We start from the raw sequence: 24,681 nt of genomic DNA, 5'->3' as shown, positions 1-24,681 counted from the left end.
GAGGAGCCGTGACCCGAGCATGTCCACCGAATCCTCCCGCCGCCGCAAGGTGTACTTCATCGGCCTCAACGCGGTGCCCTTCCTCCCTCTGGTCGCCGGCCTGCTGCGCACGTACGCGGAACAGGACGAGCGCATCGCGGCGTCCTACGACTTCCAGGAGCCGCTGTTCCTCGTCGCCCCCGTGCAGGAGATGGCGGACGGCATCACAGAGCCGGACGTCCTCGCCCTGTCCTGCTACGTGTGGAACTTCCGCCGCCAGATGAAGGTGGCGAAGATCCTCAAGGAGCGCTATCCGGACATGCTCGTGGTGGCCGGCGGGCCGCACGTGCCCGACCGGGTGGGCGACTTCTTCACGCAGCACCCCTACGTCGACGTACTGGCCCACGGCGAAGGAGAGGTGGCCTTCCGGGAGCTGCTGTCCGCGCGGCTCCAGGACGCTCCCGTCTACACCGGCGTGCCCGGTGTCACGGTGAACGAGCGGAACACCCCGGTCGCCGGCCCGCCCGCCAAGCGGCTGCCACGGCGTATCGAGACCCCCAGTCCCTACCTGAACGGGGTGATGGACGGGGCCGTGAAGACCTGCCGGGAGCGCGGGCTGCGTTTCTACGCGCTGTGGGAGACCAATCGTGGCTGCCCGTACTCCTGCGCGTTCTGCGACTGGGGGTCGGCGACGATGAGCGCTCTTCGGATGTTCGAGGAGGAGCGCGTCCAGCACGAGATCGAGTGGTTCGCCCGCAACGACGTGGAGGACCTGTTCATCTGCGACGCCAACTTCGGCATCATGCCGCGCGACCTGGAGATCGCGCACGCGCTGGCGGAGGCACGTACGGAGGCGGGGTCGCCGAAACAGATCCGGGTCAACTTCGCCAAGAACTCCAACGACCGGGTCTTCGACATCAGCAAGGCCTGGCACGACGCCGATCTGCTGATGGGGACCACGCTGTCCATGCAGAGCACCGACATGGACGTCCTGGAGGCGATCGACCGCAAGAACATCGGCCTCGACAACTACCGCAAGCTGCAGCAGCGGTACGCCGTCGAGAACATCCACACCTACACCGAGCTGATCCTGGGGCTTCCCCTGGAGACCGCCCGCACCTTCCGCGAAGGCATCGGCTCCCTGCTGGAGGCCGGCAACCACGAGGACATCCGGGTCTACGAATTCGGCATCCTGCCCAACGCGCCGATCAACACCCCGGAGAAGATCGCCGGCTACGGCCTTCGTACGGTCCCCAAACGCCTCTACGTCGAACGTCCCGGCACCCCGGACGACGAGGCCGAGACGATGGACATGGTGATGGAGACCAGCGCCATGCCCCGCGACGAATGGGTCGAGTCCTTCGCCTTCGTGCAGGCGGTGCAGTTCCTGCACAACGGCTGTTACACCCGCTACCTGTCGGTCTACCTCCGCCAGGAGCACGGGATCGGCTACACGGCCTTCTACGAGGGGCTGCAGAACCACTTCACGGACAGGCCCACGAGCTTCATCGGCTCCCTCTACCTGCGCATGCGCAGCCTGTACCAGGACTACATCGACATCCCGACCCTGCCGTTGGCCAACCTGGTCGCCAGCCAGCCCGACCTGGCCACCCATCTCGCCCCCTACGGCAGACGACGGGGCTGGACGATCGACAACTGGGGTTGGCTGCGGGTGGCCACGGAGTTCGACCGTTTCCACGACGAACTGGTCGACTACCTCCGCACCCTGGGACTCGACCCCGACCAGGACGCGCGGCTGCGCGACGTCCTGCGCTTCCAGCGTGACGTCATGCTGCGCCCGGACTACGACGCGCAGCACGGCAAGACCGCCGAGTACGACCACGACTGGCCCGGCTACTTCGGCGGCGGCCCGCTGCGCACACAGCGGGTACGGGTGGAGTACACGGATCAGCAGTTCGGTGCGAACGGCCGCTTCCGCCCGGCTCCGGGTGACCTGAAGGCGTTCGCTCTTGCGGCGATCGGGCCGAGTTATCCGGTCTCGCGGATCGGCCACTACCGGCACCGTATCGAGTCTGCCGAGGTGACTCCCCTGGCGGAACCCGCGTTCAGCGAGCAGCTGTGACCGCGGGTCCCGGCGCCGCGGGTTCCGCCGCCCCGCCCCACCGCGCGGCGCTGGCCGTGCTCGCCGGGGCCTGTGGTCTGTTCGCACTGCTCCAGCTCGGTGTCGCGACCCTGCTGCCGCAGATCCAGGAAGCCTTCGGTGTGTCCGGCTCGGAGGCCGCCTGGGTGGTCACGGGACACCTGCTCGTCGGCTGTGTCGCCACCCCTGTCGTGAGCCGGTTCGGCGACCTGTACGGCAGGCGCGCGGTGATGCTCTGCGTCCTGGCCGTGGTCGCGGTGGCATCCGTGGTGTCGGCGCTCACCGGGTCCTTCACCGTGCTGCTCGTCGCGCGCCTGGTGCAGGGCGTGGCCGGCGGCCTCTTCCCTCTGTGCGTCGGCCTGCTGCGGGAGGGATTCCCCCAGAGGTCGCTGTCCGGTCCGTCGGGGCTGCTCTCCGCCTCCTTCGGAACCGGGGGCGGGGTCGGCATCGTGCTGGCGGGCATGTTCGGCGGCGGTCTCCCGGCGGTGCGCTGGCTGTTCGCGGCGGCCGCGCTCCTCGCGGTGGTCCTGCTGGTGGCGGGCGCCTCCGTGCTGCCCGAGACGCCGCGCCGGCCCGCCACCCGCATCGACATCCCCGGGCTGCTGCTCCTCGGTACCGTCAGCACCTGCCTGCTGCTGGCACTGACCCGTTACGGCCAGGAGGGGCTCGGCTCGGTGACCGGCGCTGCTCTGCTGGCGGCCGCTGCGGCGGGCTGTGCCCTCCTGCTCCGGGTGGAGCGCAGGTCCCCGGAGCCGGTGCTGGACATGCGCCTCATGTCCCGCCGGCCCCTCCTCTGCCTGAACCTGGTCAGCCTGCTGACCGGGCTGGTGATGTTCCAGATCGGCGTGCTCGCCCCCGCTCTGGTGGCCGCTCCCCGCGACACGGGGTACGGCCTCGGCGCGGGCGGTGCCGTCCTGACCCTGGTCATGCTGCCCATGCAGCTCGGCGCGCTGTCCGGCGGGCTGCTGTCCGGCTGGCTGCGGGAGTCGGGGAGGCTGACCGCCCGCGCGGTGATGGGGACGAGCACGGCTCTCTTCGCCGCCGGCGCCGTCGTGTTCGCCGTCCTGCCGTCCGGAGCCGGGGGCCTGGCTCTCGGCACGGCCCTGAACGGCCTGGCCACCGGCCTCTTGGGCGGGGCCATGGCGGAACTGCTGGTGCAGGCGTCACCGACCGGGGCGACCGCGGTGACGGTCGGCCTGAACGGCGTGCTGCGCAACCTCGGCGGAGCCTTCGGAGTGCAGGTCAGTTCCATGGTGCTGGCGGTCGCGGGCGGCGCGTCCTCGCACCCCTCGGCCACCGCCTATCACGCGCTGTTCACCGGTTCGGCCGTCCTGGCTCTCGTCGCGGTGGGCGCGGCCGTTGCCTTCCCGCGGTCACCGGCGCCCCGTCAGGATGTTCCGGTACCGCCCGGCCACACCTCCCGCCCGATTCGGCCAACCACCTGAAGGCCGGGTTCCGCGGGGTGCCGCCGATCTACCGTGGGCAGGTTCCACCGGAATCGATGGGCAGGCCCCGTCACGGCGCGCGCCCCGGCCGTGGCAGTGAGGAGAGCCGGATGTTCGACCTTCGCCGTTCGGACGTGGTGCTGCTGCAGGCGGTGGTGGACCACGGGAGTCTGCACGCGGTCGAGCGGGACGGCTGGATGACCCAGTCGTCCGCCAGCCGTCGCCTCGTCAAACTCGAACGCCGGCTGCGCACCGCACTGGTGAGCCGTGGTGCGACCGGTACCGAACCCACCGAGGCAGGGCACGCCCTCCTGCACGTAGGACGGCGGCTGCTGGCCTCGATCGACTTCGCGATAGCCACCACCCACCACGGTGCCGGCGCGGCGAGTCGGCTGCCCGTGGTGGAGTTCGCCGTGGGGTCGGAGTGGGCGTACGGCCTCGACGGACATCTGGCCGGCCGGTTCCCCGACGTGGTGTTCGACATCGTGCCGGACGACAGCCATCGGATCTGGCAGCGCTTCGAGCGGTACGCCGCCGACGCGGCCCTCGGGTGGGAGACGGCGCGCAGACCCATGGCGCGTCGCGGCGACGTCCTGATCCGGACCATTGCCGAGGAGCCCCAGCAGATCGCGCTGCCGTCCGGACACCCCCTCGCCGAGCAGGGGATCCTCGACCTGCGCGGACTCACCGGCGCGGACTGGGTGGCCGTGGTGGGGGGCGACTCCGGTGACGACCAGGGGTGGGCACTCTCCAGGCTCACTCCGGTCCCGTCGGTCAGTTTCACCGTACGTTCGCAGGGAGCGGCCCTCGACCTGGTGCGCCGTGGTTACGGCATCGCGCTGGTGTCCCCCTCGTCACTCGGCGGAAGCCCCGCACGGGGTGTCGTGCTGCGCCCGCTGCGGCAGAAGTTCGTCCGACGGCTACGGCTCGCGGTCGACCCGCTGGCGATACCGGAACCGCTCGCCGAGGACCTGTGTGCCTCGCTGCGGCGGCGGTACGTACTGCGGACGACGGCGCACGGCTCCGTCCCGGCTGTCACTCAGCAGGACCCGGACCGCGGGACTCCCGCCGATCCCGCCGACGCCGGGTGCGCGGTGCCCCCGCCGGTCCTGCTGTCCGAGTTGCACTGGTCCTCGCCGGGCCGCTGCGGCGGCTTCGAACCCGAGCACCTGCACCTGCTCCGGGTGATCGGCCGGACCGGCAGTCTCAATCAGGCGGCGTCGGCACTGCTGGTCACCCAGCCCGCGCTGACCCGGCGTATCCGCCGTCTCGAAGCGAGTTGCGGCCTGCCGCTGGTGCACAGCACGGCCCGCGGGACCTCGCTGTCGGCCACCGCGCGTCGGCTGCTGGCGTGCACGGGCCCGGCCGAGCACCGGCTCGACGCCCTGGCGAACCACCTGCGCCAGAGCGGTCCGGCTGCCGGCATGCCTCCTGCCGAGGGGGCGGCCGGACCGGTACCCTCTCCGGTCAGGCCCCGGAAGGCGCCGCGCTGAGATGGTCCAGGACTGCCTGGCGCCCGGCCGGCGGCAGCAGGGGAATCAGGGCCCGGGCCGTCTCCCGCGCCGTCCGGTGGTGGACACCGGCCATTCCGAGCTCCCGGGCGGCACGGACGTTCCGTCCGAGGTCGTCCACCATGACGCATTCCTCGAGCCGACGGTCCAGCAGCCGGGCCGTGTGCCGGAAGATCTCCGGTTCCGGCTTGCGCAGCCCCACCTCGCACGAGATCACCACGGTGTCGAACAGCCCCTCCCAGCCACGCCGGTCGTAGGTGTGGCCCCAGGAGTTGGACAGCAGGGCGACCTTCAGCCCCGCGTCGCGCAGGGCACGCAGCAGGCCGACCATGGCCGGCTCGTCGGTGAACGGCGCGAACATCCGCTCCACCAGGCCCTCCGTGACGGGGTGCGAGCCGTCGGAACGCCGGACCAGAGCGGCAAGCGTCCCCTCGAACTCGGACACCGGCAGCTCGCCCCGCTCCACCAGGTGGAACTGCCGCGCCACGGGACCGGGGACAGCCGCCGGTCCGAGGAGCCGCCCCAGCGCGGCGTGGAACTCCGCGGCGTCCACCCCCTCGTCGGCGGCCCACACGGCGATGCCCTCGGCGAAGGACCGGGTGACGACACCGCCCCAGTCGACGACGATCCCCGATATCTCGGCCACGCTCTCCCCCTCGCCTGCGAACGACGGGCCGGCCGGCCCCCGCGGGTACCGCTCCAGGGTGCCCGTCCCTCCCGGCGGACGCAGCCCGCACCGCCCCATCCGTCCTATGCCTTTTGAGGCGTGTGCCGATCCGTCCCCGGGGATGCGTTGCCGTGGTCCGGAGGAGCGGCACATAGTCGACCGGTACGGCATCGTGCGGCAGCAGGCTCACACGTACCGGAGGTGGCACGGATGCGGCTCGGTCGGCCGGTGGAAGACATTGTCCGCGAACTGGACGAGAACGGGTTCGCCCCGCTCGACGATCTCGTCCCCGAATCGGTCCTGGAGGTCATGCGCCGCGGCTGCGACGACCTGATCGGCCGGACCCGGCAGATGCGCCACAGCAGTCAGGGCTGGCAGCTGGAGGCCGAGGGGGACGGCGGCGGCTGGGCGGCCCGCGCGACGGGCAGGGAAGGAATTCCGGGCAAGGTACGGGTGGTGGGTTATGCCCATGAACACTCCCCGGAGATCGCCAAGGTGCCCGGACTGCTCGGCCTGAACGAGAACCTGGTCGAGCCGCTGCACGGTCTGCGCGGCGACTTCTACAACAGCTACCTGTGGGCCAAGCCGTCGGAGGTCGGTTCGGAGAAGCCCTGGCACCAGGACGCGCTCTTCCTCAAGGAGGAGTTCTACGAGGCCTACGAGGACGTCTTCACCATCTGGATCGCCGTGGACGACGCCCGCGAGGACAACGGCTGTCTCCGCTTCCTGCCGGGATCGCACCGCGGGAGCGTCCTGCAGGAGCCTCGCGGCATCAACCGTGAGGACCTCTTCGCCTCCCCGCACGAACCGTCCCTGGACATCGAGACGCTGTGGCCCGAGCTGACTCCGGTCACCCTCCCCAGGCGCCCCGGTTCGGCCGTGATCTTCAGTGCGTTCACCGCGCACACCTCCTCCGCCAACGTCACCGAGGACCAGCGGCGTGCCGTCAGTTACGTCTACTCGCTGCCACGCCGCCCCGGCACCACGGGAGCCGGGCGGTGACGGCTGCGGCCCCCGGAGAATCCCTCGGCACGGCCTCACGGGTACACCGGATGCCCGAGCTGCGCCCGCTCGACCCCGCGGTCCACACGGGCATCGTCTGGGAACTCGCCCGCGCACGGGACCTGGCGGCCCTGGGCCATGAGGAGACGACACACCGGTGGATCGCGGGGCGGCTCACGGCCCCGGGTGTGGACCCCGCGCGTGACGCCAGGCTGTGCCTGGGGTCCGGTGGCGAGGTGACCGGTGCGGCCTGGGCCGGCCGCACCTCGGGGGTGGCCGGCTGGGTCGTCGAACTGGTGCTGGGACCGCGTGCCACCGGGGCGGACGGGCGAGGGCTGCTCGACTTCGCCGTCGCCCGCTGCCGCGAAGGACTCGGCGCGCCGGACGGCTCGGAGCGCGCGTCGCTGTCCTGCTTCACCTCGGAGGGCGAGCACACCACCCGTGCGGCGCTGCGGGATCACGGCTTCGGTTCGCCCCGGGGCTACGACCGGATGTCGGTCGCACTGGACGGCACGCCTGTGCCCGTACCGGCCGTCCCCGGAGCGGTGGTCCGGCCGCTGCGCGAGGAGGCGGACCTGCGTGCCTTCCACCGCGCGAAGAACCAGGCGTACGCCGCCGAGGAGGCCGGCAAGGAGGAGGACTCCTTCGACGCCTGGTCACGGTGGTACCGGTCCGACCCGGGGGTCGCCCCCGAGCAGTGCGCGCTGCTCGAACTCGACGGCGACGTCGTGGGGTTCGTGAACGTCACCGACCGGATGCTGGAGAGCCGTGGCGTGGCCTACGTGCGGCAGCTCGGCATCGATCCGTCCGTGCGCGGCAGGGGGCTCGGCGCTGTGCTGCTGGGCTGGGCGCTGGACGAGGCACGACGCCGGGGCAGGACCGGAATGGTCCTCACCGTGGACCGTGAGAACGTCCGGGCACGCGCCCTGTACCGGCGGCTCGGCTGGCGGGTGGAGTCCCGCTGGGACGACGTCCGGCGCACCGTCACCCTGCCGCGCGGCGGACATGACTGAGGGTGCCTCCGGACCGGCCCCGCCCGGTTCAGTCCTTTCCGATGATGCGACGCATGCGTGCCTGGGCCTCGCCCGCGCTGAACGCCCTGCGGTGCGACTCCTTGGCCTCGGTCCGTACGCGTTCCAGTCCCTCCACGAACGGCGCGTTCACCCGGGGCCGGGTCCCCTGCACCGCGGCCGGGGTGTAACCGGCGATGGTACGGGCCAGTTCCAGGGCACGGTCCAGTACGTCCTCGGAGGGGCGCACCTCGTGGAGCAGACCGTCCTCGAGCGCCCGGTCGGCCGGCCACTCCTCGCAGGTGAAGAGCATGCGCTGCATGACGGAGGTGCCGACGGTGTAACGCAGCATGAAGCCGCCGAAGTTGCAGGCGATGCCGACCCGGAGCTCCGGCATCACCAGCCGGGCGGTGTCCGCGGCCACGCGGTAGTCGCAGCAGAGGGCGATCTGCAGGCCGATACCGATGGCGTAGCCGTCGATGGCGGCCACCACCGGCTTGGAGATGCCGGCGATCGCCGTGTAGAGGTCGGTGATGTCGTCGATCCAGTCGCTCACCTCGTCCCCTCCGGTGAACGCGGAGACCTCGTTGAAGTCACCGCCCACGCCGAAGGAACGGCCGGACCCGCCGTGGAGGACGACGGACCGGACGGAGGCGTCCTGGTCGAGGTCGTGCATCAGCGCGGTCAGTTCCTGCATCCGGGCACGACTGAACGGATTCTGTTCGTGAGCCCCGGAAAACTCCACGAGAACAACTCCGTCTCCGACGTGCGAGCATCCGACGGATTTCTGATTTTTCTGAGAAGGCTGGATCGGAACCGACATCGGCGACCTCTTTCTCGCTCGTTCGGATTATCTTCGGAACCCGGTCGCCGACGCACACTAGGCGCGTTGCGCAGGCCGGGTCAATGGCCGTTCCGACCAACGGTCACATCACTCGGACATTCCTGACGGAAACACCTTACGACCCCCTCCCGCGGGGAATCGCGAGAGTCGGCGGAGAGCGACGGAAGAGGATTCGAAGGAATGCGTGAAAAAGACCGACAGGTGCCGCTGACCATTGTGCTGGGTACGGGACGCTGCGGGTCGACCATGCTGTCCGACCTGGTGAACGAGCACCCCGGAGCTCTCAGTCTGAGCGAGTTCTTCGCCTGTCTCGATCCGGGTGTCTTCCCTGTCGGCACACTGGACGGCCCGGCCTTCTGGAAACTTCTTGGAACCCCGCGCCTCAAACCGAACGTACTCATGACGCATGGGGTGACGGTGCCGGAATACCGGTATCCGATCGGCTCGGGACGTTATGCGGCCGGAGAGGTGCCCGCCATCAGCCTGATGACTCTTCCGCCCCTCACCGGAGACCCGGACGGGCTGTACGACCGAATACGGGCCGAAGTGATCTCATGGCCTCCGGCACCGGTTTCACATCAGTACCTTCGGCTCTTCTCCTGGTGGGCGTTCTCGTCCGGCCGGGATGTCGTCGTCGAGCGTTCCGGAGCGTCGTTGCGGTTCCTTCCGGAGCTGCTGACACAGTTCCCGGCGGCACGGTTCGTCCACATGTACCGGGACGGGCCGGACTCCGCGATGTCGATGAGCCGACATCCCTTGTTCCGGCTGGGGGTCATGATCGGAGACATGCGCGCGGAACTGGGGGTGGACCCGTACCGGAACCCGGATCCTCGGCACACGGAACTGCTCCCGGCCCGGCTGCGCCCGTTCGCCCCCTACAGCCTGGACGCCGCGGCACTCGCCGGGACCGACATCCCCCTGGTCCGGTTCGGTGACATGTGGTCGCGTGCGACGGGAGCACTCCGGCACCTCGCCGGCCTGCCGGCGGAGCGGTTGCTGCATCTCTCCTACGACGCCGTGATGACCGATCCGGAGCCTCAACTGACCACGTTCGGACACTTCGCCGGTCTCGCCGAGCCGGAGGTGTGGGCCGCGCGGGTCGCGGGAAAGGTCGACCGGAAGCGGGCCGGTGCCGCGTCGCGGCTCTCCGCCGGGCAGGCGGAGGAGCTACGTCTGGCCTGTGTGCCCGGCACCCGGCGTCTCACCGGACTCCTCGACGGGACGGCGGCGGCCGCCCGCTGACGCCGGTCCTCGGCGCACCGCCGACCGGCGTGACGCCCGCGGCCGTGGTCAGCCGGAGCTCACGCGCTCGTCGCTCACGGGGCCCCGCCGCACGCCGTCTTGCCCGCCGTGACGGCCACGCCTTACCTTACTTTGAAGTAAGTTTACTTCCCAGTAAGGAGAATGGCCTTGGCTTCCTACCGGACCGTCCTGGTCGGCACCGATGGATCGGAGTCGTCGTTCGCGGCGGTCGCGAGTGCGGCACGCCTCGCTGTCGCCTGTCGGGCCGAGCTTGTGATCGCGTGCGCGTACTCCCCGATGCGTGGGCCGGACCTGGACGTGGCGAAGGACCAGTTGGGAGCCGAGGCGTACCAGGTGGTGGGGTCGGCGCCGGCCGAGGACACCCTGCGCGTGGCGAGAGACAGAGCCCGGGACGAGGGCCTGGAGGACGCTCGATCGGTCGCCGTGGAGGACAGACCCGTCGCGGCCCTGGAGCGCATCGCTCAGGAGTACGCGGCGGATCTGATCGTCGTCGGGAACCGCGGCCTGCGCTCGCTCGCCGGACGGCTCCTCGGCTCGGTGCCTGCGGACATCGCGAGGAAGGCCGGTCTCGACGTGCTGATCGTGCACACCACATGAGCGTGCCGGGGTCGGGGCGGGAGGCGGTGGACGGTTCGGCAGGAAGCGACGAACTACACCAGGCCATCGAGGAGATGCTGCTCGACGGCCGCCGTCTCTGGACGCGACGGGACATCGCCGAGCGTTCCGGGGTGGCACCTGAGCGCTCGGCACAGATCTGGCGGGCGCTCGGGTTTCCGGTCGCCGATGACGACGCGAGGGTGTTCACCGACGCCGATGTCGACGCGCTGCGTTCGGGCGAGCGGCTCGTCGAGGCGGGGCTCATCACCGAGGAGAGCGCGACGGGGATGGCCCGCGCCCTGGGGCACCATCTCTCCCGGCTGGCCGAATGGCAGATGCAGACTCTGTGGACCTGGCTCAGCCACGACTCGGGCGAAGGTGACAGCGGAGCCGGAGCGGCACTGACGGAGCACGCCGCTCAGCTCCTGCCCGAGATGGAGTCGCTGCAACGGCACGTGTGGCGCCGGCATCTGGCGGCCCACGCCGGGCGGATGCTCGCCGCGGACGGTGCGGACATCCTCACGCGGTCCGCACGAGAGAGCGCGGCGGACACGGTGGAGGGGGCGCAGGATCGAGGCGTCGGGGCGACGTCTCCCGTGGGCGGCGAGACCGGGCCTCCTCACGGCGGCGCCGAGATACGCCACCTGGCGGTGGGCTTCACCGACATGGTGGCCTACACGCGGATGACCCGGGGGCTGGACAGTGCCGAACTCGCCCGTGTCCTGGACCGGTTCGAGAGCGTGGTCGGCGATGTGGTCGCCGAGGGACGGGGCAGGGTGGTGAAGACGATCGGCGACGAGGTGTTCTTCGTGTGCGAGTCGGCGTCCGCGGCCGCCGGTATCGCGTTGGAAGTGACCGCCCGGGCCGAGAGCGACCGGGATGTACCGCACCTGCGGACAGGGCTCGCCCACGGCGCGGTCCTCAGTCGCTTCGGAGACGTGTACGGTGCGGCGGTCAACATCGCCGCGCGACTCACCGCGGTGGCCCGGCCCGACACGGTGCTCGTCGACACGGCGTTCGCCGGCGAACTGGCGGGCACGACCTCATACACCCTGAAAGTCCTGCGCCCGGTGTCCGTGCGGGGGTACAGCCGGCTGCGCCCCGTTCTCCTGCGGTCCGCCCGCTCCGGAGAACCGTCGGCACCGCGGCGTAGCCGTCGTTGAACGTGTCGCAACAGCCCGCGGTGGTCATGTCGCCCGACGGCACCGGCACACGGTGGCCGATCCAGGCCGGTCGATCCAGGCCGTCGGCCTCCGGGCGGCGTCCCGTGGTCCCCGGCGGGCAGGCGTACGGCGCCGGGTGCGGTGGCTCGCGAGCGGAGCAGCGCCCGCATGCGGGCGGCGTCCAGGCGTTCCGGCGCAGCCCGATGCCGTGGCCGTCGTCGTGCGCCCGCCAGGGGCCACGGGCGGTCAGGAGGCCGAGGGTGCGTCCTTGTCGAGGATCCTCACCAGTTGGTCGACGGTGGCGGGCATGTGCAGGTGCAGCAGGGCCAGGTCCAGCCCCTCGTCGCCCAGGACGGTCAGCAGGGCTCGGTCGCCCACGGCCTGGATGAGGACATGGCGTCCGGCGCAACGGGTCGTGACGTCGCGCAGGGTCCCACCTTCGGCCTCGTGCGCCAGCCGCTGGCCGAGGCTGAGGGTGGCGGCGGAGAGCGCCGCGATGGATTCGGGGTGCACGGTCGCGGCGTCCGCGGCGACCAGAAGGCCGTCGCCGGTCGACAGGACGAGATCGTGCACCCCCATGACCCGTTCCCGCAGAGCGGTCATGATCTCGACGAGAGGGCCGGGGTGCGAGGTGCCGGACATGTAGCTCCTGGTGTGAGGGAAGGGTGCGCCCGGGGAGGGTCAGGGCTCCGGGCTGTCGATCAGGCGGGTGTACACGCGGCGTAGGAGGCCGATGTCGGGCCGGTGGGCGTCGAGGCCGTCCGGGGGGCGGGGCAGGGTGCTGGGGCTGCCGGGGCGGCGCACCGGCAGCGGCGGGGGCGGCCGGTTCCGGCGGTGGCTCCGGAGACGCCGCGCCAGCAGCAGGTTGCGGGCCTTGGCCCGTGTCCGGCGGCGCGCGTTCACGACCGGTCCGCCCCGCCCAGCTGGTGGGCTCCGGGAGTGCGCCGGGGCAGGGTGACCACCGGGGCGGGCTCCGGACTCCGGGTGCCGGACGCCGGGACGCGCGGTGCCGTGCTCGGACGGGCGTCCGTCACGGGCGCGGTCTCCTGGAGGAGTCCGAGGGTGTGCAACCGGGCGAGGTCGAGCATGACCGCGTACGTTCCGCGCCCCAGGGCGAAGGCCAGATCCCGGGGTGTGCGCCGGTCGTTGGCGGCTCGCAGCAGCGTCACGTACCGGGACGGGAGCAGGGACGGGACGGGTTCGGCGGGCTGGACCCGCAGGGCGGCGAGAGCGCTCGCCGGCATCCACTGGCCGTTCAGGGCGGCCAGGCGACGGGTGGTCTCCGCGGCGATCCGCCGAGGGGTGAGCCCTGGACCGCTGACCGGCACCGGAACCGGCCCCGTGACCTCCCAGCCCTGGGGAGCGGCGAGGGCGAGCACGAAGGCGGCGTCGAACACGGCCGCAACGCAGAGGACTTCGAACTCCGTCGCCGTCAGCAGACCGCGGGCCGACAGTTCGTCCGCCAGTCGGCCCTCCTCGTCACGGCAGGCGGCCCGGACCGCGGTCCACTCGGTGTCCGCTACGCGCCCGGACCTGAGAAGTATCGATTCTGCACCGGGTGCACCGGGGGTTTCGATGCTCACGACGAGTCCCTGCCGCACATGTATCCGACCACCGGGTGCGCCAGCGACGAGTACCGTGGCGTCCCGCTCCTGCTCGTACAGGGTGTGGAGCACCGCCGAGACGTTGCGCGGCCCTTCCGCCCGGGTGGTCACGCGGCCTCCCGGGCCGGGAACACGTCGAGGTGACGCAGCACCAGGGCCAGGTTCGCGCGCTCGCGCTCCAGCGCCACCGCCAGCAGCAGCGGATCACCGAAGCCGGGCAGCACGCGCAGCACGAGCTGGTGCCGGGCACCGGTCACCACCACAGTCTCCAACTCTCCCTCTGCACCGGCTGAATGTAGCCGTTCATCGATGAGTACGGCCAACCGGCCGCATTCGTCGACGCCGAGGTTCTGGGGGCCCGCCGCGCCGTAGGACAGCCCGGAGACCGCGTCTACCAGGGAAACACCAGTTACTCCGGGCACCTGAAGCAGGTGGCCCAAAGAGTCTTCAACCGAAGACACTCGTCCCATCCCTCCCTCCTGAGGCTTCACTTTCGGACAGAAAGCACAGTAGTTTAAAGATCAAGCTCGAAACAGAGCTTCTGGATGTTTTTGCGACATGACGCCGATGTATGACATGACGTCGACGCGGCGCGAACGTGACCGAGGAGCAACACAATGACCGTGGAGACAGCGCTCAAGGAAGCCATGGCGATCGACGGGGCCCTGGGCGTCGCCCTGGTCGACTACGAGAGCGGCATGTCACTGGGGACTCTGGGTGGCGAAGCCGGCCTCGACCTGGAGGTGGCGGCGGCCGGTAACACCGAGGTCGTCCGCGCCAAGATCCGGACGCTGGCGACGCTGGGCATGGAGGACACGATCGAGGACATCCTCATCACCCTCGGCCGGCAGTACCACCTCGTACGCCCCCTCGCGAGCAGCAGCGGCAGCCTCTTCCTCTATCTCGCCCTCGACCGCGGCCGCAGCAACCTCGCCCTGGCCCGGCACAGCCTGAAGCGGATCGAGTCCTCCCTGGACATCTGACCGGTCACGCGGCCGGTCCTCGGTGTTGCGCGGAGGCGGCCGTCGAGCCTCCTGATGCGGTGCGCCCCCACGCCGAAGCGGAGCGCCTGCGCTTCGCAGGCGCTCCGCTTCAGGAGAGGTGTCCGCGGCTCAGCTCAGCGGTTCGATGCGGATGTTGCGGAACCGCACGGCGTTCCCGTGGTCCTGGAGACGGATCGCTCCGGCCGACGGGCTCTCCGGCGCGCCCGCGCCGGTCGGTCCGTCGATCGCGATGTCGTCGTGGACCGTGCGGCCGTTCCACACCACCGTGACGCGCGCGTCGGCGGTCTTCCGCCCGCTGTCGTCGAAGCGGGCCGCACGGAAGGTGACGTCGTAGGTCTGCCAGGTCTCCGGCGCTGTCGCCGCGTTGATGTCCGGTGCCTTCTTCTGGTAGATCGCCCCGGCCTCGTTCGTGTCCGGAGTCGTGTCACCGAACGAGTCGAGGATCTGCAGCTCGTAGCGGTCCTGGAGATAGACGCCGCTGTTGCCGCGGTCCTGACCGGTCACGTCGTCCGGCAGCAGTGGCACCCGGAACTCCATGCGCAGCCTGAAGTCCTGGTAGGCGTCCTTGGTGCGGATGTCGCCGCAGCACACCTCCATGGAACGCTCCGCGGTGAGCGGCCATGCGACACGCCGCCCGTCCGTGTGCTGCCACTGCCCCTGGGAGGCCGTGGTGCCGTCGAAGAGGGAGACGGAAGCACCGTGACGGTGCACGGTGATCAGGTCGAGGTTGACATGACCGGTGTCACCGGTGTCGTAACGGTACGAGAGCGTGTTGCTCCCCGCCTTCAGACGGACCCGCTCGGTCTGCGTGGACCAGGTGTCCCACGTGCCGGTGGAGGGCAGTCGCGTCTGCCGGAGCTTCTTTCCGTTGACGTGGAGGGACAGGGACTTGGTGCCCTGGAAGGGGTTCGGCCCGTTGGAGTAACGCAGGTTCACGTCGTAGTCACCGGCCTTGGGCACGGTCACGTCGAAGGTCGTGCCTGTCCGGTTCTCCGTGTTGTAGCGGTCCACGAAGCCGCTTCCCGAATAACCGGGGTGGTCGGTGTGGACACCCGCGGTGCCGGTGAGGCGCGCCTCCTCCGCCTCGTACAGGGTTGCCGGCGGCGGCTGCTTCCCGGGCAGGGCGTTGAGGGTGTACCAGGCTTCCGTGCTCCACAGCGACTCGCCGGAAGTGGAGGCGAAGGGGCGGGGCGAACGCACATGGACGACCCTGTCGGGCTTGAGCCCGTCGAGGCGGAGCCGCACGGTGCGGCTGTCGCCGGAGAGCGTCGCCGAGCGCACCGCCAGCCGCTCCTCGCCGATCTTCGGGCCTCCGTAGTCGGAGGTGGGGGTGTAGCGCCACTGCTCGGCCCGGTAGTGCGAAGCCAGTTCCTCCGCGGTGGCCTCCGACAGCGGTTGGGTGTACTCGAGGTCGAAGCCGCCGGGGACGGCACGCATCTCCTTGATGTCGAAGGTGTTGCCACCGTTCGGCGTGAGCTTCTGCAGGCCGAACTTCAGCTTGCCTTCCTGGCCCCAGTTGCCGTCGGCGCCGAGACCGCCCGTGTATATGGAGCCGTCGGGACCCATGGTGATGCGGTTGACACCGGCTTCGAGCCCCTGCGTGTACCGGAACACGGCGCCCTGGTACTGCCCCTTCACCTTCTCGAGGTAGGCCCGCTGCAGTCCCCCGTAGGTGACGTCGCCGAACAGCATCTGTCCGGCGAACCGGCCCTTGTCCAGATACAGAGGTGTACTGGGGGAGTTGGCGATCTCGTTCTGCGGCAGCCAGAGCACCGGCCGGGTGGGGGTGCGGTCGTCGAAGGCGCCTGACGGCTGGGTGTAGTGGTTGAAGAAGCGGTCCTGCTTGATCTGGACGAGCTTCGACGCGGGCAGCCAGCCGCCCTGGTTGTCGGTGGTGAACAGGGAGCCCTCGGGGCCCCAGCCGATCCCGTTCGGTGTCCGCAGACCGCCCGCGACAGCCTTGATCCTGCCGGTCTTCTTGCTGACCTTGTACGTGGTGCCGCGGCCCTGCGCGGGCTGGGGAGTGGTGGTGGCGCCGCCGTAGTCGATGGCGACGGACAGGTTCACGTAGAAGTAGCCGTCACGGTAGAGGAGCCCGAAGGCGAACTCGTGGAAGTTTCCGCCGTACGGCCAGGTGGCCACCGTGCGGTACTCATCGGTGACGAAGTCCGCGTCCTTGTCGACGAGTTGCGTCAGCTCGTGCTTCTGCGAGACGTAGAGCGAGCCGTCGACGTACTTGATGCCCATCGGCTCGCGGAGTCCCTCGGCGATCTTCTCCACCGTCACCTTGTCGCGGCTGGTCTCGCCGGTGACATTGCCGAGGAGGTACACCTCTCCGGTGGTGGTTTCCGAGCCGCCCCATGTGGACAGTGCCAGACGGCCGTCGGGCAGCCAGTCCATTCCGGTGACCTGCGGCTCGAAACCCTCCGGGCGGAGGTCGGTGAGGTCGAGGTCGGGACGTACGGCGGTGAGCGGGAGGCCGTCACCGGGGGTGTCCGCGCCCGATTCGCACTCCTTGCGGCCCGGTGCCGTGACCCGGACGACCCCGGCGTCGGTGGTCAGCGCCTCGTTGGGGATGGTGCCGAAGTCACCCGCGCCCGGCGGTTTCCACGCGAGCGTCAGCCGCTGATCGCCGCCACGCTCGAAGTAGTCGACACGGAAGGGATGTGATCCCGCCGTGAGTGAGGCGGATCCGTCCTTCGGCTCGGCACCGTGGAGCCCGTCGTGGTCGATGACCTGCTGGTCGTCGATCGTGAGCCGTGAGCCGTCGTCGCTGGTCAGGCGGAAGTCGTACGTACCGTCGGCGGGAACGACGAGGTAACCGGACACCTCGGCCACGAAGTTGTCGGCGTAGCCGCCGAAGTCGTCGACCGTGGACCAGTCGACGGTGGGCATCAGCTTGTCGTGGTTGGGCGTCTGTCCGGGCTTGAGCGTACACAGACCGCTGAGAGGCACCTGGGTGTCGAACACCCGCAGGGTGACGCCCGGCTCCTGGGGCGGTATGTCACCGGGCGCGGCGGTTGCCGTGGGGCCGGCCCAGACACCTCCCGCGAGGAAGCCCCCGACGAGCAGGGTGGCGAGGTGTCTTCGAGCACGTGGGAACAGCCGTGGATGCATCGATCCTCCAGAAACGGGGGCACTCCGGGCGGGCTGAACTGATCTGCTGATGGCGATCGCCTACGGTTGCGCCGCCACGCTAGGGGGCTTCTGCTGGGGAAGTCCATACTTTGTCATCTGTAAGTTCAAAGTTCGGCCGGCCGTGCACGTCACCCGGAGGAACGGGCCGAGTCGGGGCCGCGGCCGCTCGGGGAAGCCGGATTCGGGACGGGCAACCCCCGGTGACGCACCGGGGGTTGCTCCGGGGGCCGGAAGGCTCCGCGGCCTCCACCCCGCTCACCGCCGGTCGGGAACACCGAAGGACGATCTCCTGTTGGCAAGCCCATAGGTCTGACACACCCCGACGTCGGAGGGCTGAGTGCCACACACATCGCGACCGCTGCGCAAGCTGGGTTTCCTGACCATCGGGCTCTACGACGAGGACGACCCGGGCCGTGGCCACGAGTCCACGCTCCGGCTGATCGAGCTGGGTGAGCGGCTGGGCTTCGACAGCGCGTGGGTCCGCCACCGTCATCTGCAGTACGGCATCTCGTCTCCCGTCGCCGTGCTGGCGGCTGCCACGCAGCGCACCCGGCGCATCGAACTCGGCACCGCGGTCACACCGCTCGGCTGGGAGAATCCACTCCGGCTCGCCGAGGACTTCGCCACGGTCGACGTACTGTCCGGCGGACGCCTCAATCCAGGGATCAGCGTCGGCCCTCCGATGTTCTACGACCGGGTGAAGGACGCCCTGTACCCGCAGACCGCGGAGGCCGAGGACTTCGGTTACGGCCGGGTGGAGCGCCTGCTGGACCTCGTGCGTGGCGAACCCGCCACCGCATCCGGAGGCACGGAGGGCTTCGAGGTCTTCTCCGACCGTGTGCAGCCCCACTCACCGGGGCTGCACCGGCGGATGTGGTACGGCGGGGCAAGTCTGCGGTCGGCCCGGTGGGCAGGCGAGCACGGGATGAATCTGCTGACCAGCAGCGTCGTCAAGGCCGAAGGCCCCGGGGACGAGCCCGCCGACTTCGCCGCCGTCCAGCTCGCGCACATCCGTGCCTTCCGGGCGGCACACCCCGACGGGGAGGCGGCCCGCGTCTCCCAGGGGCTGGTCGTCATCCCGACCGACTCGGCGTCACCCGAGCAACGTGCCAGGTACGAACGCTACGCCGAGGAACGGCTGCCCCGCACCGCAGTTCCGCAGGGGCCGGGACGCATGATGTTCGCGCCTGACCTGGTCGGTACCTCGGAGGTGATCGCCGAGCGACTGCGCGCACACGCGGCGTTCCGCGAGGTGGACGAGGTGGCGTTCGCGCTTCCCTTCACGTTCGAGCACCAGGACTACGAGCAGATACTCACCGACATCGCGACGAAGCTGGCCCCGGCGCTGGGTTGGCGGTCCGGCACCTGACTCACGGCGGGTCGGCCTTCGAGGTGGCCGACACGGCGGGTCGGCCTTCGAGGTGGCCGGGGACAGCCGGATTCCACAGGTCTCCCGGGGGAACGCCCCACTTCTCCGGTGCCCTGGCCCACCATGGAGAGATGATCGTCTCGAACGGCAGTGAACGCGCGCCCGCCATCAGCCTCACGAAGGTCATGGAGCGGGCGCCCGACCTGGTGGACCTGTACAAGGCGGCGGGGAGCAGTGTCCGCGCCCACGGACTGGAAGGTGTACGGGCCGCGGTCTATCTGGTGCTCGACCGCTCCGGGTCCATGCGGCCCTACTACCGGGACGGCACCATGCAGCACCTGGCCGAACAGGTGCTGTCGCTGTCGGCGCACCTCGACGACGACGGCGTCGTGCCGGTCGTGTTCTTCTCGACGGACGTCGACGGGTGCACCGACCTGACGCTCGGCCGGCACCGCGGGCTGATGGACAAGCTCCACGCGAACCTGGGCCACATGGGCCGTACGAACTACCACTGGGCGATGGACGAGGTCATCGACCACTACCTCGCCTCGGGCAGTGAGGCGCCGGCGTTGGTCGTCTTCCAGACCGACGGTGGCCCCACCAGCAGACTCGCCGCCGAGCGCTATCTCTGCAAGGCGGCGCGTCTCCCGCTGTTCTGGCAGTTCATCGGCTTCGGCGACCCCGAGGACAACGAGTTCGCGTTCCTCCACAAGCTGGACACCCTCGCGGTGCCGGCCCGCCGGACCGTCGACAACGCCGGCTTCTTCCATGCCGGCCGCACTCCGCGAACCACCGACGACAACCGCCTCTACGACCACCTCCTGCACGAGTTCCCGCAGTGGCTGGACGCCGCCCGGGCCGCCCGAATCCTGGAGTGAAGGGCGGTCGTCCCACTGTGCCGGAACTGGTGCCCCGGGCCCGGGGCAGCAGCTCCGAGACAGTGGGACCAAGCCGCCCGGAACTGCCGCGATGGCACCGATGACATCGACCCGTCAGCTGCACTCCACGACTGCGCGGGGGCGGACCGAGGCCGCCGGACGAACGACCGGGAGAGGCTCACCGGGGGCGCGGCGGAGCCGTGGAGGCGCGCACGGAGAGCGTCGCTTCGACCGCGGACGGCTCGACGGTGACGCCGTCCTGGAGCAGCAGCCGGACCGCGGCCGCGCCGTGACCGAAAAAGTCCTGCCGGACGGCTGTCAGCGGCGGCGTGCAGTACGAGGCCAGCGCGATGTCGTCGACGCTCACGACGGACACGTCCTCGGGCACCGCGCGGCCGCGCTCGCGCAGGGCGCGGATCAGCCCGAACGCCATCTCGTCACAGGCCACGAAGACCGCGGTGACCTCGGGGATCATCGCGATGATCTGCCCCTGCCGGTATCCCGAGCCTGGCGACCAGTCGCCCTCCAGGGCCGGCGGCGCCTCGATCCCGGCGAGCGCCAGGCACTCCTGCCAGCCTTCTCGCCGCTGACGTGCCTCCAGCCATTCGTCCGGCCCGGAGAGATGCCAGATCTGCCGGTGCCCCAGGTCGAGCAGGTGCTGCGTGGCGATCCGTCCTGCCTCCCGCTGGTCGATGCCGATCACCCGGGCTCCGGCGGTCCGCGAGCCGTCCAGGGTGACGGTCGGGATGTCGCGGGTGATGTCCTCCATCTTCCGGGTCACCGAGATGAGCGGCACCGCGATCACCAGACCGTCGACCCCTTGGTCGGCGAGCCTGGCCAGGGCACGCTCCATCCGCCGGGCGTCGAGTGAGGCGATGGTCGCGATGCTGACCGCGTACCCGGCATCGTCGGCGGCCGACTCGACCCCGGCGGTCACCGCCGAGCGCGAGTAGTAGCCGCCGGAGGCGAGCAGCACGAGCCCGACGGTGAGGCTGCGCCCCGAGGACAGGGCCCTGGCAGCGCTGTTGAACCGGTAGCCGACCTGTTCGACGGCGGCCAGCACGCGCCGGCCAGTGTCGGGGTTGACGTGCGCCGAGCCACGCAGCGCGCGCGAAACGGTCTGGGCCGACACCCCCGCGACCCGGGCCACGTCGGCCATGCTCGGCTGTCTCGGCCGTGCGACGTCCTCGTTCATGGCGTCCCCTCCCCCGCGGCAATCCGCGGACCTTGCCGATCTTGTCGTCATGTCATCGATAACATACCCTCCTGCCGTGACCGATTCGTCCACGACGCAACCCTCCGAGCCGCCGAGCACGACCGCCACGGCCTGCGGCGCCGCGCTCTCCTGGCGCGACGGCCGCCTGTACCGAGGCGGCGTTCCCCACCGCATCCTGTCCGGATCACTGCACTACTTCCGTGTTCATCCCGAACTGTGGCAGGACCGGATACGCCGGATCGCCGACCTCGGACTCAACACGGTCGACACCTACGTCCCCTGGAACTTCCACCAGCTCCACGAGGACCGGTCGCCACGGTTCGACGGCTGGCGGGACCTGGAGCGGTTCATCCGCACGGTGGGCGAGGAGGGCCTCGACGTGGTCGTCCGGCCCGGTCCGTACATCTGCGCGGAGTGGTCCAACGGAGGCCTGCCCAGCTGGCTGACCGCCAAGGACCTCGCCATCCGAAGCTCGGATCCCGCGTTCACCACGGCTGTCGCCCGCTGGTTCGACCACCTGATCCCGCGCCTGGCCACACTGCAGGCGTCCCGGGGCGGTCCGGTCGTCGCAGTCCAGGTGGAGAACGAGTTCGGCAGCTACGGCGACGACCACGCCTACGTCCGCTGGTGCCGGGACGCCCTGGTCGAGCGCGGCATCGGCGAGCTGCTGTTCACCGCGGACGGCCCCACCGAACTCATGCTGGACGGCGGCACCCTGCCCGGCACGCTCACCGCCGCCACCCTGGGCTCCAAGCCGGAAGCGGCCCGGCGGCTCCTCGTGAGCCGCCGGCCCGAGGAGCCTTTCCTGGTGGCGGAGTTCTGGAACGGCTGGTTCGACCACTGGGGCGAGCGGCACCACGTCCGAGGGGTGGAGAGCGCGGTCCACACCCTGCGCGGCATCATCGCCGACCACGGCAGCGTCAGCATCTACATGGCACACGGCGGCACCAACTTCGGTCTGTGGGCGGGCGCCAACGAGTCCGACGGCCGTCTCGAACCCGTCGTCACGAGCTACGACTCCGATGCGCCCATCGCCGAGGACGGCCGTCTCACCCCCAAGTTCTTCGCGATGCGCGAAGCACTCGGCGTGCGGGAACCCGTCCGCTCCCTCGCACGGATGCCCACGCTCCCGCCCGCGCACGTCCCGCTGGTCCACCGGGCCGGTCTGCTGGCCGCCCTGCGCGCAGCGTCCACGGGGGCCACGACCGCCCCGCGCCCCGCCTCGTTCGAACAGCTCGGGCTGGACGCCGGCATGGTCCTGCACACCGCCCACCCGCGTATCCCGGCGGGCGAGCACCGGCTGCTGTTCACGGACGTGCGCGACCGGGCCCGGGTCTTCGCGGACGGCATCCTCCTCGGCGTCGTGGACGCCCGGTCACCGGAGCTGCCGGTGACCGGCACCGGCCGGCTCGTACGTCTCGAGGTCCTGGTCGAGAACCTGGGCCGGATCAACTACGGCCCCGGGGTGGGCCGGCACAAGGGCCTGCTCGGTCCGGTCCTGGTCGACCGTCGCATGGTGCAGGGCTGGCAGAGCGCCCCCCTCGCGTTGCAGGAGTGGTCCTCGGCCGAACTGTCCGAGACCATCGCCGCGGGCTTCGCGGCCTCCTCGGCGGAGACGGCTCCCGCCACGGAGTCCACCGGGTTCGCAGTCGCCGAACTCCACGTCGGCACACCTGCGGACACGTTCCTCGCGCTGCCGGGCTCCGGCCACGGCCTCGTCTGGGTCAACGGCTTCCTGCTCGGCCGCCACTGGGGCATCGGTCCCCAGGTCACCCTCTACTGTCCGGCACCGCTGCTGCGCGCGGGCTCCAACACCGTGACCGTCCTCGAACTGGAACGACTGGGCAAGACCCTGGATCTCCGTGACCGCGCGGAGCTGGGCCCGCCGGAGGAGTACGTGGAGGAGTTCGACTGACCTCCGCCCGGGGTGCCTCCAGATGCCACGTCCACAGCAGGGGGCGGCAGGACGCGTGAGCGGACGTCCCCCGCCGTCGGCCGGCAGCCGTCCGCGTTGTCATACCCGCCTGGCACCATGATCCGTATGAGTGATCCAACCGAGCGTACAGACAATGCAGTTGCCGCCGTTCCGACCTCACCGCAGGAGTGGCGGGACTTTCTGGAGCGCTACGGCGAGAGGTATCTGAAGAGCTGCGCCGACGACGACGAGCTGGTCGATCTGCTGGACGAGGACCAGTTGGACGCGTTCGACCGGGGCGAGCGGGTCTCCGTGTGGCTGGGGGAAGCACCGGCCCGGGAGGAAGCCCTGGTCGCATCCGAGGAGCGGCTCGGGGTGCGGTTCCCTCCGAGCCTGAGGGGGTTCTTCCTGGCGAGCGACGGGTGGGCGCACCTGGACGCCTGGGTCGAAGGCGTCCATCCGTGCGGCCGTGTCTCGTGGATGCGGGACGGCGATGCCGGCATGCGCGTGACCGAGATCTACGAGTCGATACCCGGCAACGAGGACGACGTACAGCTGTTTCGCCGTTCCGTCGAGGTCGCCCGGGGGGAGGACTTCTGGCTGCTCGATCCGACCGACGTCGGACCGGACGGCGAGTGGGCCGCGTACGAGTTCGCTCCGAAGTACGGCAATCCGACGAAGTTCCCCAGCTTCTCGGCGCTGTTCCACTCGGGGTACGACGAGGACGAGGGCGAGGACGAGGGTGAGGACCTGGCCTGAGTCAGGCCGCCGGACACCACGCCCTCCTCAGGAGGGATGCGTCGTGACAGCCGTGCCGCAGGACTCGATGGCCCTGTCCTGGCGGGTGGCGATACCGCGCCCTCACTCGAAGCGGTTCGAGCACCGGCCCCATGCCGTGTGTGAGGCTTTCACGGGGTGAGGTAGGGGTCGGACGCCATCCGCCGGTAGGCGGCGAGAGCCGCGGGCGACGAGTTGATCTGCCAGTGCCGCTCCTTGTCGACGTCGAACCATACGAGGGCCTTGATGAGGGGGAATTCCTCCTTCAGGCCCGGGACGATGCCCCGTATCCACTCGGCCTTGCTTCCCCCGGTCTCATCGGATCCCGTCTCGCCGATGATGATCGGCTTGCCCTTGACGGCGAGCTCGGCGTAGATGTCCCTGAAGAGGTCGGTGAAGCTCTGCCACGCGAAGTCGGGGTCGGACGTTCCCCAGTTGTATCCGTCGACGCCCGTCCAGTCCACGTAGCGGTCCCCGGGGTAGTAGGACATGGCCGCAGGAGCGTCGGCGCTGTCCGTGACGTTCGGTGCCCAGACCCAGACGACGTTCGAGGCACCTCGGTCGTCGAAGACGTCGTGGATATGACGGTAGGCGGCGATGTACCGCTCGGGGTCGTGCCCGCCCCAGCCCTCCTCCTCGTTCATCTCGGCGGCGAAGTCGAGGAAGAACGGCTTCTCCAGCTCCTTCGCCCCGTCGGCCTGCTTCTCGATGGTCGCGTCCAGCGATCCGTCGATGATGTCGTCGAAGTCGACGTCGAAGGGTTCCCAGTTCACCAGGGGGATCCGGTTGCCGCTGAGATCATCGCGGGTGGCTTCGGAGGCGGACCAGTCGTCGTCCCAGCCGTAGTAGGTGAGGTGGATTCCGGGCGTCGTCCCGATGCGGGCGGCCGTTTCCTCCACGGTGCCGTCACCGTAGTAGTGCCCCAGCAACGCACCCTCGGACGGGACGAGCGGGGCCACGGACGGCGAGGTGGCGGGGGCCTCCTCGCCTGCCGCGGAGCAGGAAGTGGCGAACAGCGCCGCCACCGTGGCCAGGGCCACGCTCGCCAAGCCGGTGCGGGGACGACGCAGGACCGGCTTCGGCGGTTCGGCGCCCTCGCCCACGGGTCGCCGGTCCGTGTCCTGGTCATGACGCCCACGCCGCCGCCTGCCGAACGGGGTCCTACCTGTCATGCTGTCGCTCCTCCACCACGCAACCG

At 70.3% G+C, this 24,681-nt stretch carries 22 protein-coding genes; 13 read left to right on the top strand and 9 right to left on the bottom strand.

The genetic code is table 11. The features are described from left to right. Window positions 1–19 precede the first annotated feature (19 nt). The 3 genes from IA22_RS0126755 to IA22_RS0126745 all read left to right on the top strand — a co-directional run bounded on the left by IA22_RS0126755 (window position 20) and on the right by IA22_RS0126745 (window position 5,018). The gene (locus tag IA22_RS0126755) at window positions 20–2,062 is read left to right on the top strand and encodes a B12-binding domain-containing radical SAM protein (RefSeq protein ID WP_030125093.1); all 2,043 of its coding nucleotides are present in this window, start codon (window positions 20–22) and stop codon (window positions 2,060–2,062) included. Then, entirely contained in the window at window positions 2,059–3,525 is a 1,467-nt protein-coding gene (locus IA22_RS0126750; RefSeq protein ID WP_014152302.1) for an MFS transporter, read from the top strand. Before IA22_RS0126755 ends, IA22_RS0126750 begins: the two co-directional genes overlap by 4 nt. Before the next feature lie 110 nt (window positions 3,526–3,635). Beyond that, window positions 3,636–5,018, top strand: coding sequence for a LysR family transcriptional regulator (locus tag IA22_RS0126745; protein ID WP_014152303.1), 1,383 nt, complete (start codon window positions 3,636–3,638; stop codon window positions 5,016–5,018). Here the strand turns inward: IA22_RS0126745 and IA22_RS0126740 are convergent. After that, a complete protein-coding gene (locus IA22_RS0126740; RefSeq protein WP_037815530.1) occupies window positions 4,993–5,682 on the bottom strand; it encodes an HAD family hydrolase in 690 nt (229 codons plus the stop codon). The genes IA22_RS0126745 and IA22_RS0126740 overlap by 26 nt on opposite strands. A 249-nt stretch (window positions 5,683–5,931) precedes the next feature. On the opposite strand from IA22_RS0126740, the gene IA22_RS0126735 reads away from it, so the two are divergent. Next, window positions 5,932–6,705, top strand: coding sequence for a phytanoyl-CoA dioxygenase family protein (locus tag IA22_RS0126735; protein ID WP_234318769.1), 774 nt, complete (start codon window positions 5,932–5,934; stop codon window positions 6,703–6,705). A gap of 50 nt (window positions 6,706–6,755) precedes the next feature. Next, entirely contained in the window at window positions 6,756–7,718 is a 963-nt protein-coding gene (locus IA22_RS0126730; protein WP_245229604.1) for a GNAT family N-acetyltransferase, read from the top strand. Between the two features lie 28 nt (window positions 7,719–7,746). Here the strand turns inward: IA22_RS0126730 and IA22_RS0126725 are convergent, their stop codons facing one another. Then, the gene (locus IA22_RS0126725; RefSeq protein WP_014152307.1) at window positions 7,747–8,538 is read right to left on the bottom strand and encodes an enoyl-CoA hydratase/isomerase family protein; all 792 of its coding nucleotides are present in this window, start codon (window positions 8,536–8,538) and stop codon (window positions 7,747–7,749) included. A gap of 201 nt (window positions 8,539–8,739) precedes the next feature. Here IA22_RS0126725 and IA22_RS0126720 point away from each other — a divergent pair, with 201 nt between their 5' ends. The 3 genes from IA22_RS0126720 to IA22_RS0126710 all read left to right on the top strand — a co-directional run bounded on the left by IA22_RS0126720 (window position 8,740) and on the right by IA22_RS0126710 (window position 11,582). Next, on the top strand, window positions 8,740–9,801 hold the full coding sequence (locus IA22_RS0126720; RefSeq protein ID WP_014152308.1) for a sulfotransferase family protein: 1,062 nt from the start codon (window positions 8,740–8,742) through the stop codon (window positions 9,799–9,801). 168 nt (window positions 9,802–9,969) lie between these two features. Further along, window positions 9,970–10,419: a universal stress protein gene (locus IA22_RS0126715; RefSeq protein WP_015580174.1), complete on the top strand. Its 450-nt coding sequence runs from the start codon at window positions 9,970–9,972 to the stop codon at window positions 10,417–10,419. Beyond that, complete coding sequence (locus IA22_RS0126710; protein WP_030125091.1) at window positions 10,416–11,582, top strand: adenylate/guanylate cyclase domain-containing protein; 1,167 nt, start codon at window positions 10,416–10,418, stop codon at window positions 11,580–11,582. The genes IA22_RS0126715 and IA22_RS0126710 overlap by 4 nt, the downstream gene beginning before the upstream one ends. A 246-nt stretch (window positions 11,583–11,828) precedes the next feature. Here IA22_RS0126710 and IA22_RS0126705 read toward each other — a convergent pair whose 3' ends face one another. Genes IA22_RS0126705 through IA22_RS0126690 form a run of 4 tightly spaced genes read right to left on the bottom strand, consistent with a single transcriptional unit; the run spans window position 11,829 to window position 13,656 of the window. Then, window positions 11,829–12,224 carry a roadblock/LC7 domain-containing protein gene (locus IA22_RS0126705; protein WP_014152311.1) on the bottom strand — a complete coding sequence of 132 codons (396 nt, stop codon included), beginning with the start codon at window positions 12,222–12,224 and terminating at the stop codon, window positions 11,829–11,831. Window positions 12,225–12,263: 39 nt separating this feature from the next. Further along, window positions 12,264–12,485: a hypothetical protein gene (locus tag IA22_RS0126700; RefSeq protein WP_015580172.1), complete on the bottom strand. Its 222-nt coding sequence runs from the start codon at window positions 12,483–12,485 to the stop codon at window positions 12,264–12,266. Then, window positions 12,482–13,297 (bottom strand): hypothetical protein, encoded by an 816-nt coding sequence (locus tag IA22_RS0126695; RefSeq protein ID WP_030125090.1) that lies wholly within the window; start codon window positions 13,295–13,297, stop codon window positions 12,482–12,484. The genes IA22_RS0126700 and IA22_RS0126695 overlap by 4 nt, the downstream gene beginning before the upstream one ends. Continuing rightward, complete coding sequence (locus IA22_RS0126690) at window positions 13,294–13,656, bottom strand: hypothetical protein (RefSeq protein WP_014152314.1); 363 nt, start codon at window positions 13,654–13,656, stop codon at window positions 13,294–13,296. The genes IA22_RS0126695 and IA22_RS0126690 overlap by 4 nt, the downstream gene beginning before the upstream one ends. 147 nt (window positions 13,657–13,803) lie before the next feature. On the opposite strand from IA22_RS0126690, the gene IA22_RS0126685 reads away from it, so the two are divergent. Beyond that, window positions 13,804–14,169 (top strand): hypothetical protein, encoded by a 366-nt coding sequence (locus IA22_RS0126685; protein ID WP_014152315.1) that lies wholly within the window; start codon window positions 13,804–13,806, stop codon window positions 14,167–14,169. A 129-nt stretch (window positions 14,170–14,298) separates the two neighbouring features. On the opposite strand, the gene IA22_RS0126680 is transcribed toward IA22_RS0126685, so the two are convergent. Next, on the bottom strand, window positions 14,299–17,307 hold the full coding sequence (locus tag IA22_RS0126680) for a 3-keto-alpha-glucoside-1,2-lyase-like domain-containing protein (RefSeq protein WP_030125089.1): 3,009 nt from the start codon (window positions 17,305–17,307) through the stop codon (window positions 14,299–14,301). Between the two features lie 358 nt (window positions 17,308–17,665). Between IA22_RS0126680 and IA22_RS0126675 the strand changes: the two genes are divergently transcribed. Together IA22_RS0126675 and IA22_RS0126670 are read left to right on the top strand one after the other, a co-directional pair. Further along, on the top strand, window positions 17,666–18,697 hold the full coding sequence (locus IA22_RS0126675) for an LLM class flavin-dependent oxidoreductase (protein WP_030125088.1): 1,032 nt from the start codon (window positions 17,666–17,668) through the stop codon (window positions 18,695–18,697). Window positions 18,698–18,828: 131 nt separating this feature from the next. Beyond that, window positions 18,829–19,575 (top strand): VWA domain-containing protein, encoded by a 747-nt coding sequence (locus IA22_RS0126670; RefSeq protein WP_015580169.1) that lies wholly within the window; start codon window positions 18,829–18,831, stop codon window positions 19,573–19,575. 178 nt (window positions 19,576–19,753) lie between these two features. Here the strand turns inward: IA22_RS0126670 and IA22_RS0126665 are convergent, their stop codons facing one another. Then, window positions 19,754–20,770: a LacI family DNA-binding transcriptional regulator gene (locus IA22_RS0126665; protein ID WP_015580168.1), complete on the bottom strand. Its 1,017-nt coding sequence runs from the start codon at window positions 20,768–20,770 to the stop codon at window positions 19,754–19,756. Window positions 20,771–20,819: 49 nt separating this feature from the next. Between IA22_RS0126665 and IA22_RS0126660 the strand changes: the two genes are divergently transcribed. Further along, entirely contained in the window at window positions 20,820–22,706 is a 1,887-nt protein-coding gene (locus IA22_RS0126660; RefSeq protein WP_030125087.1) for a glycoside hydrolase family 35 protein, read from the top strand. Between the two features lie 117 nt (window positions 22,707–22,823). Beyond that, a complete protein-coding gene (locus IA22_RS0126655) occupies window positions 22,824–23,465 on the top strand; it encodes an SMI1/KNR4 family protein (RefSeq protein WP_030125086.1) in 642 nt (213 codons plus the stop codon). Between the two features lie 149 nt (window positions 23,466–23,614). Here the strand turns inward: IA22_RS0126655 and IA22_RS0126650 are convergent, their stop codons facing one another. Then, a complete protein-coding gene (locus IA22_RS0126650; RefSeq protein WP_030125085.1) occupies window positions 23,615–24,655 on the bottom strand; it encodes a glycoside hydrolase family 26 protein in 1,041 nt (346 codons plus the stop codon). Window positions 24,656–24,681: the final 26 nt, after the last annotated feature.

The sequence above is a fragment of the Kitasatospora papulosa genome (assembly GCF_000717245.1).
Lineage (GTDB): Bacteria > Actinomycetota > Actinomycetes > Streptomycetales > Streptomycetaceae > Streptomyces > Streptomyces papulosus.
The sequence above is the reverse complement of the archived record's forward strand: the minus strand, read 5'-3'. Positions and strand labels throughout refer to the sequence as shown.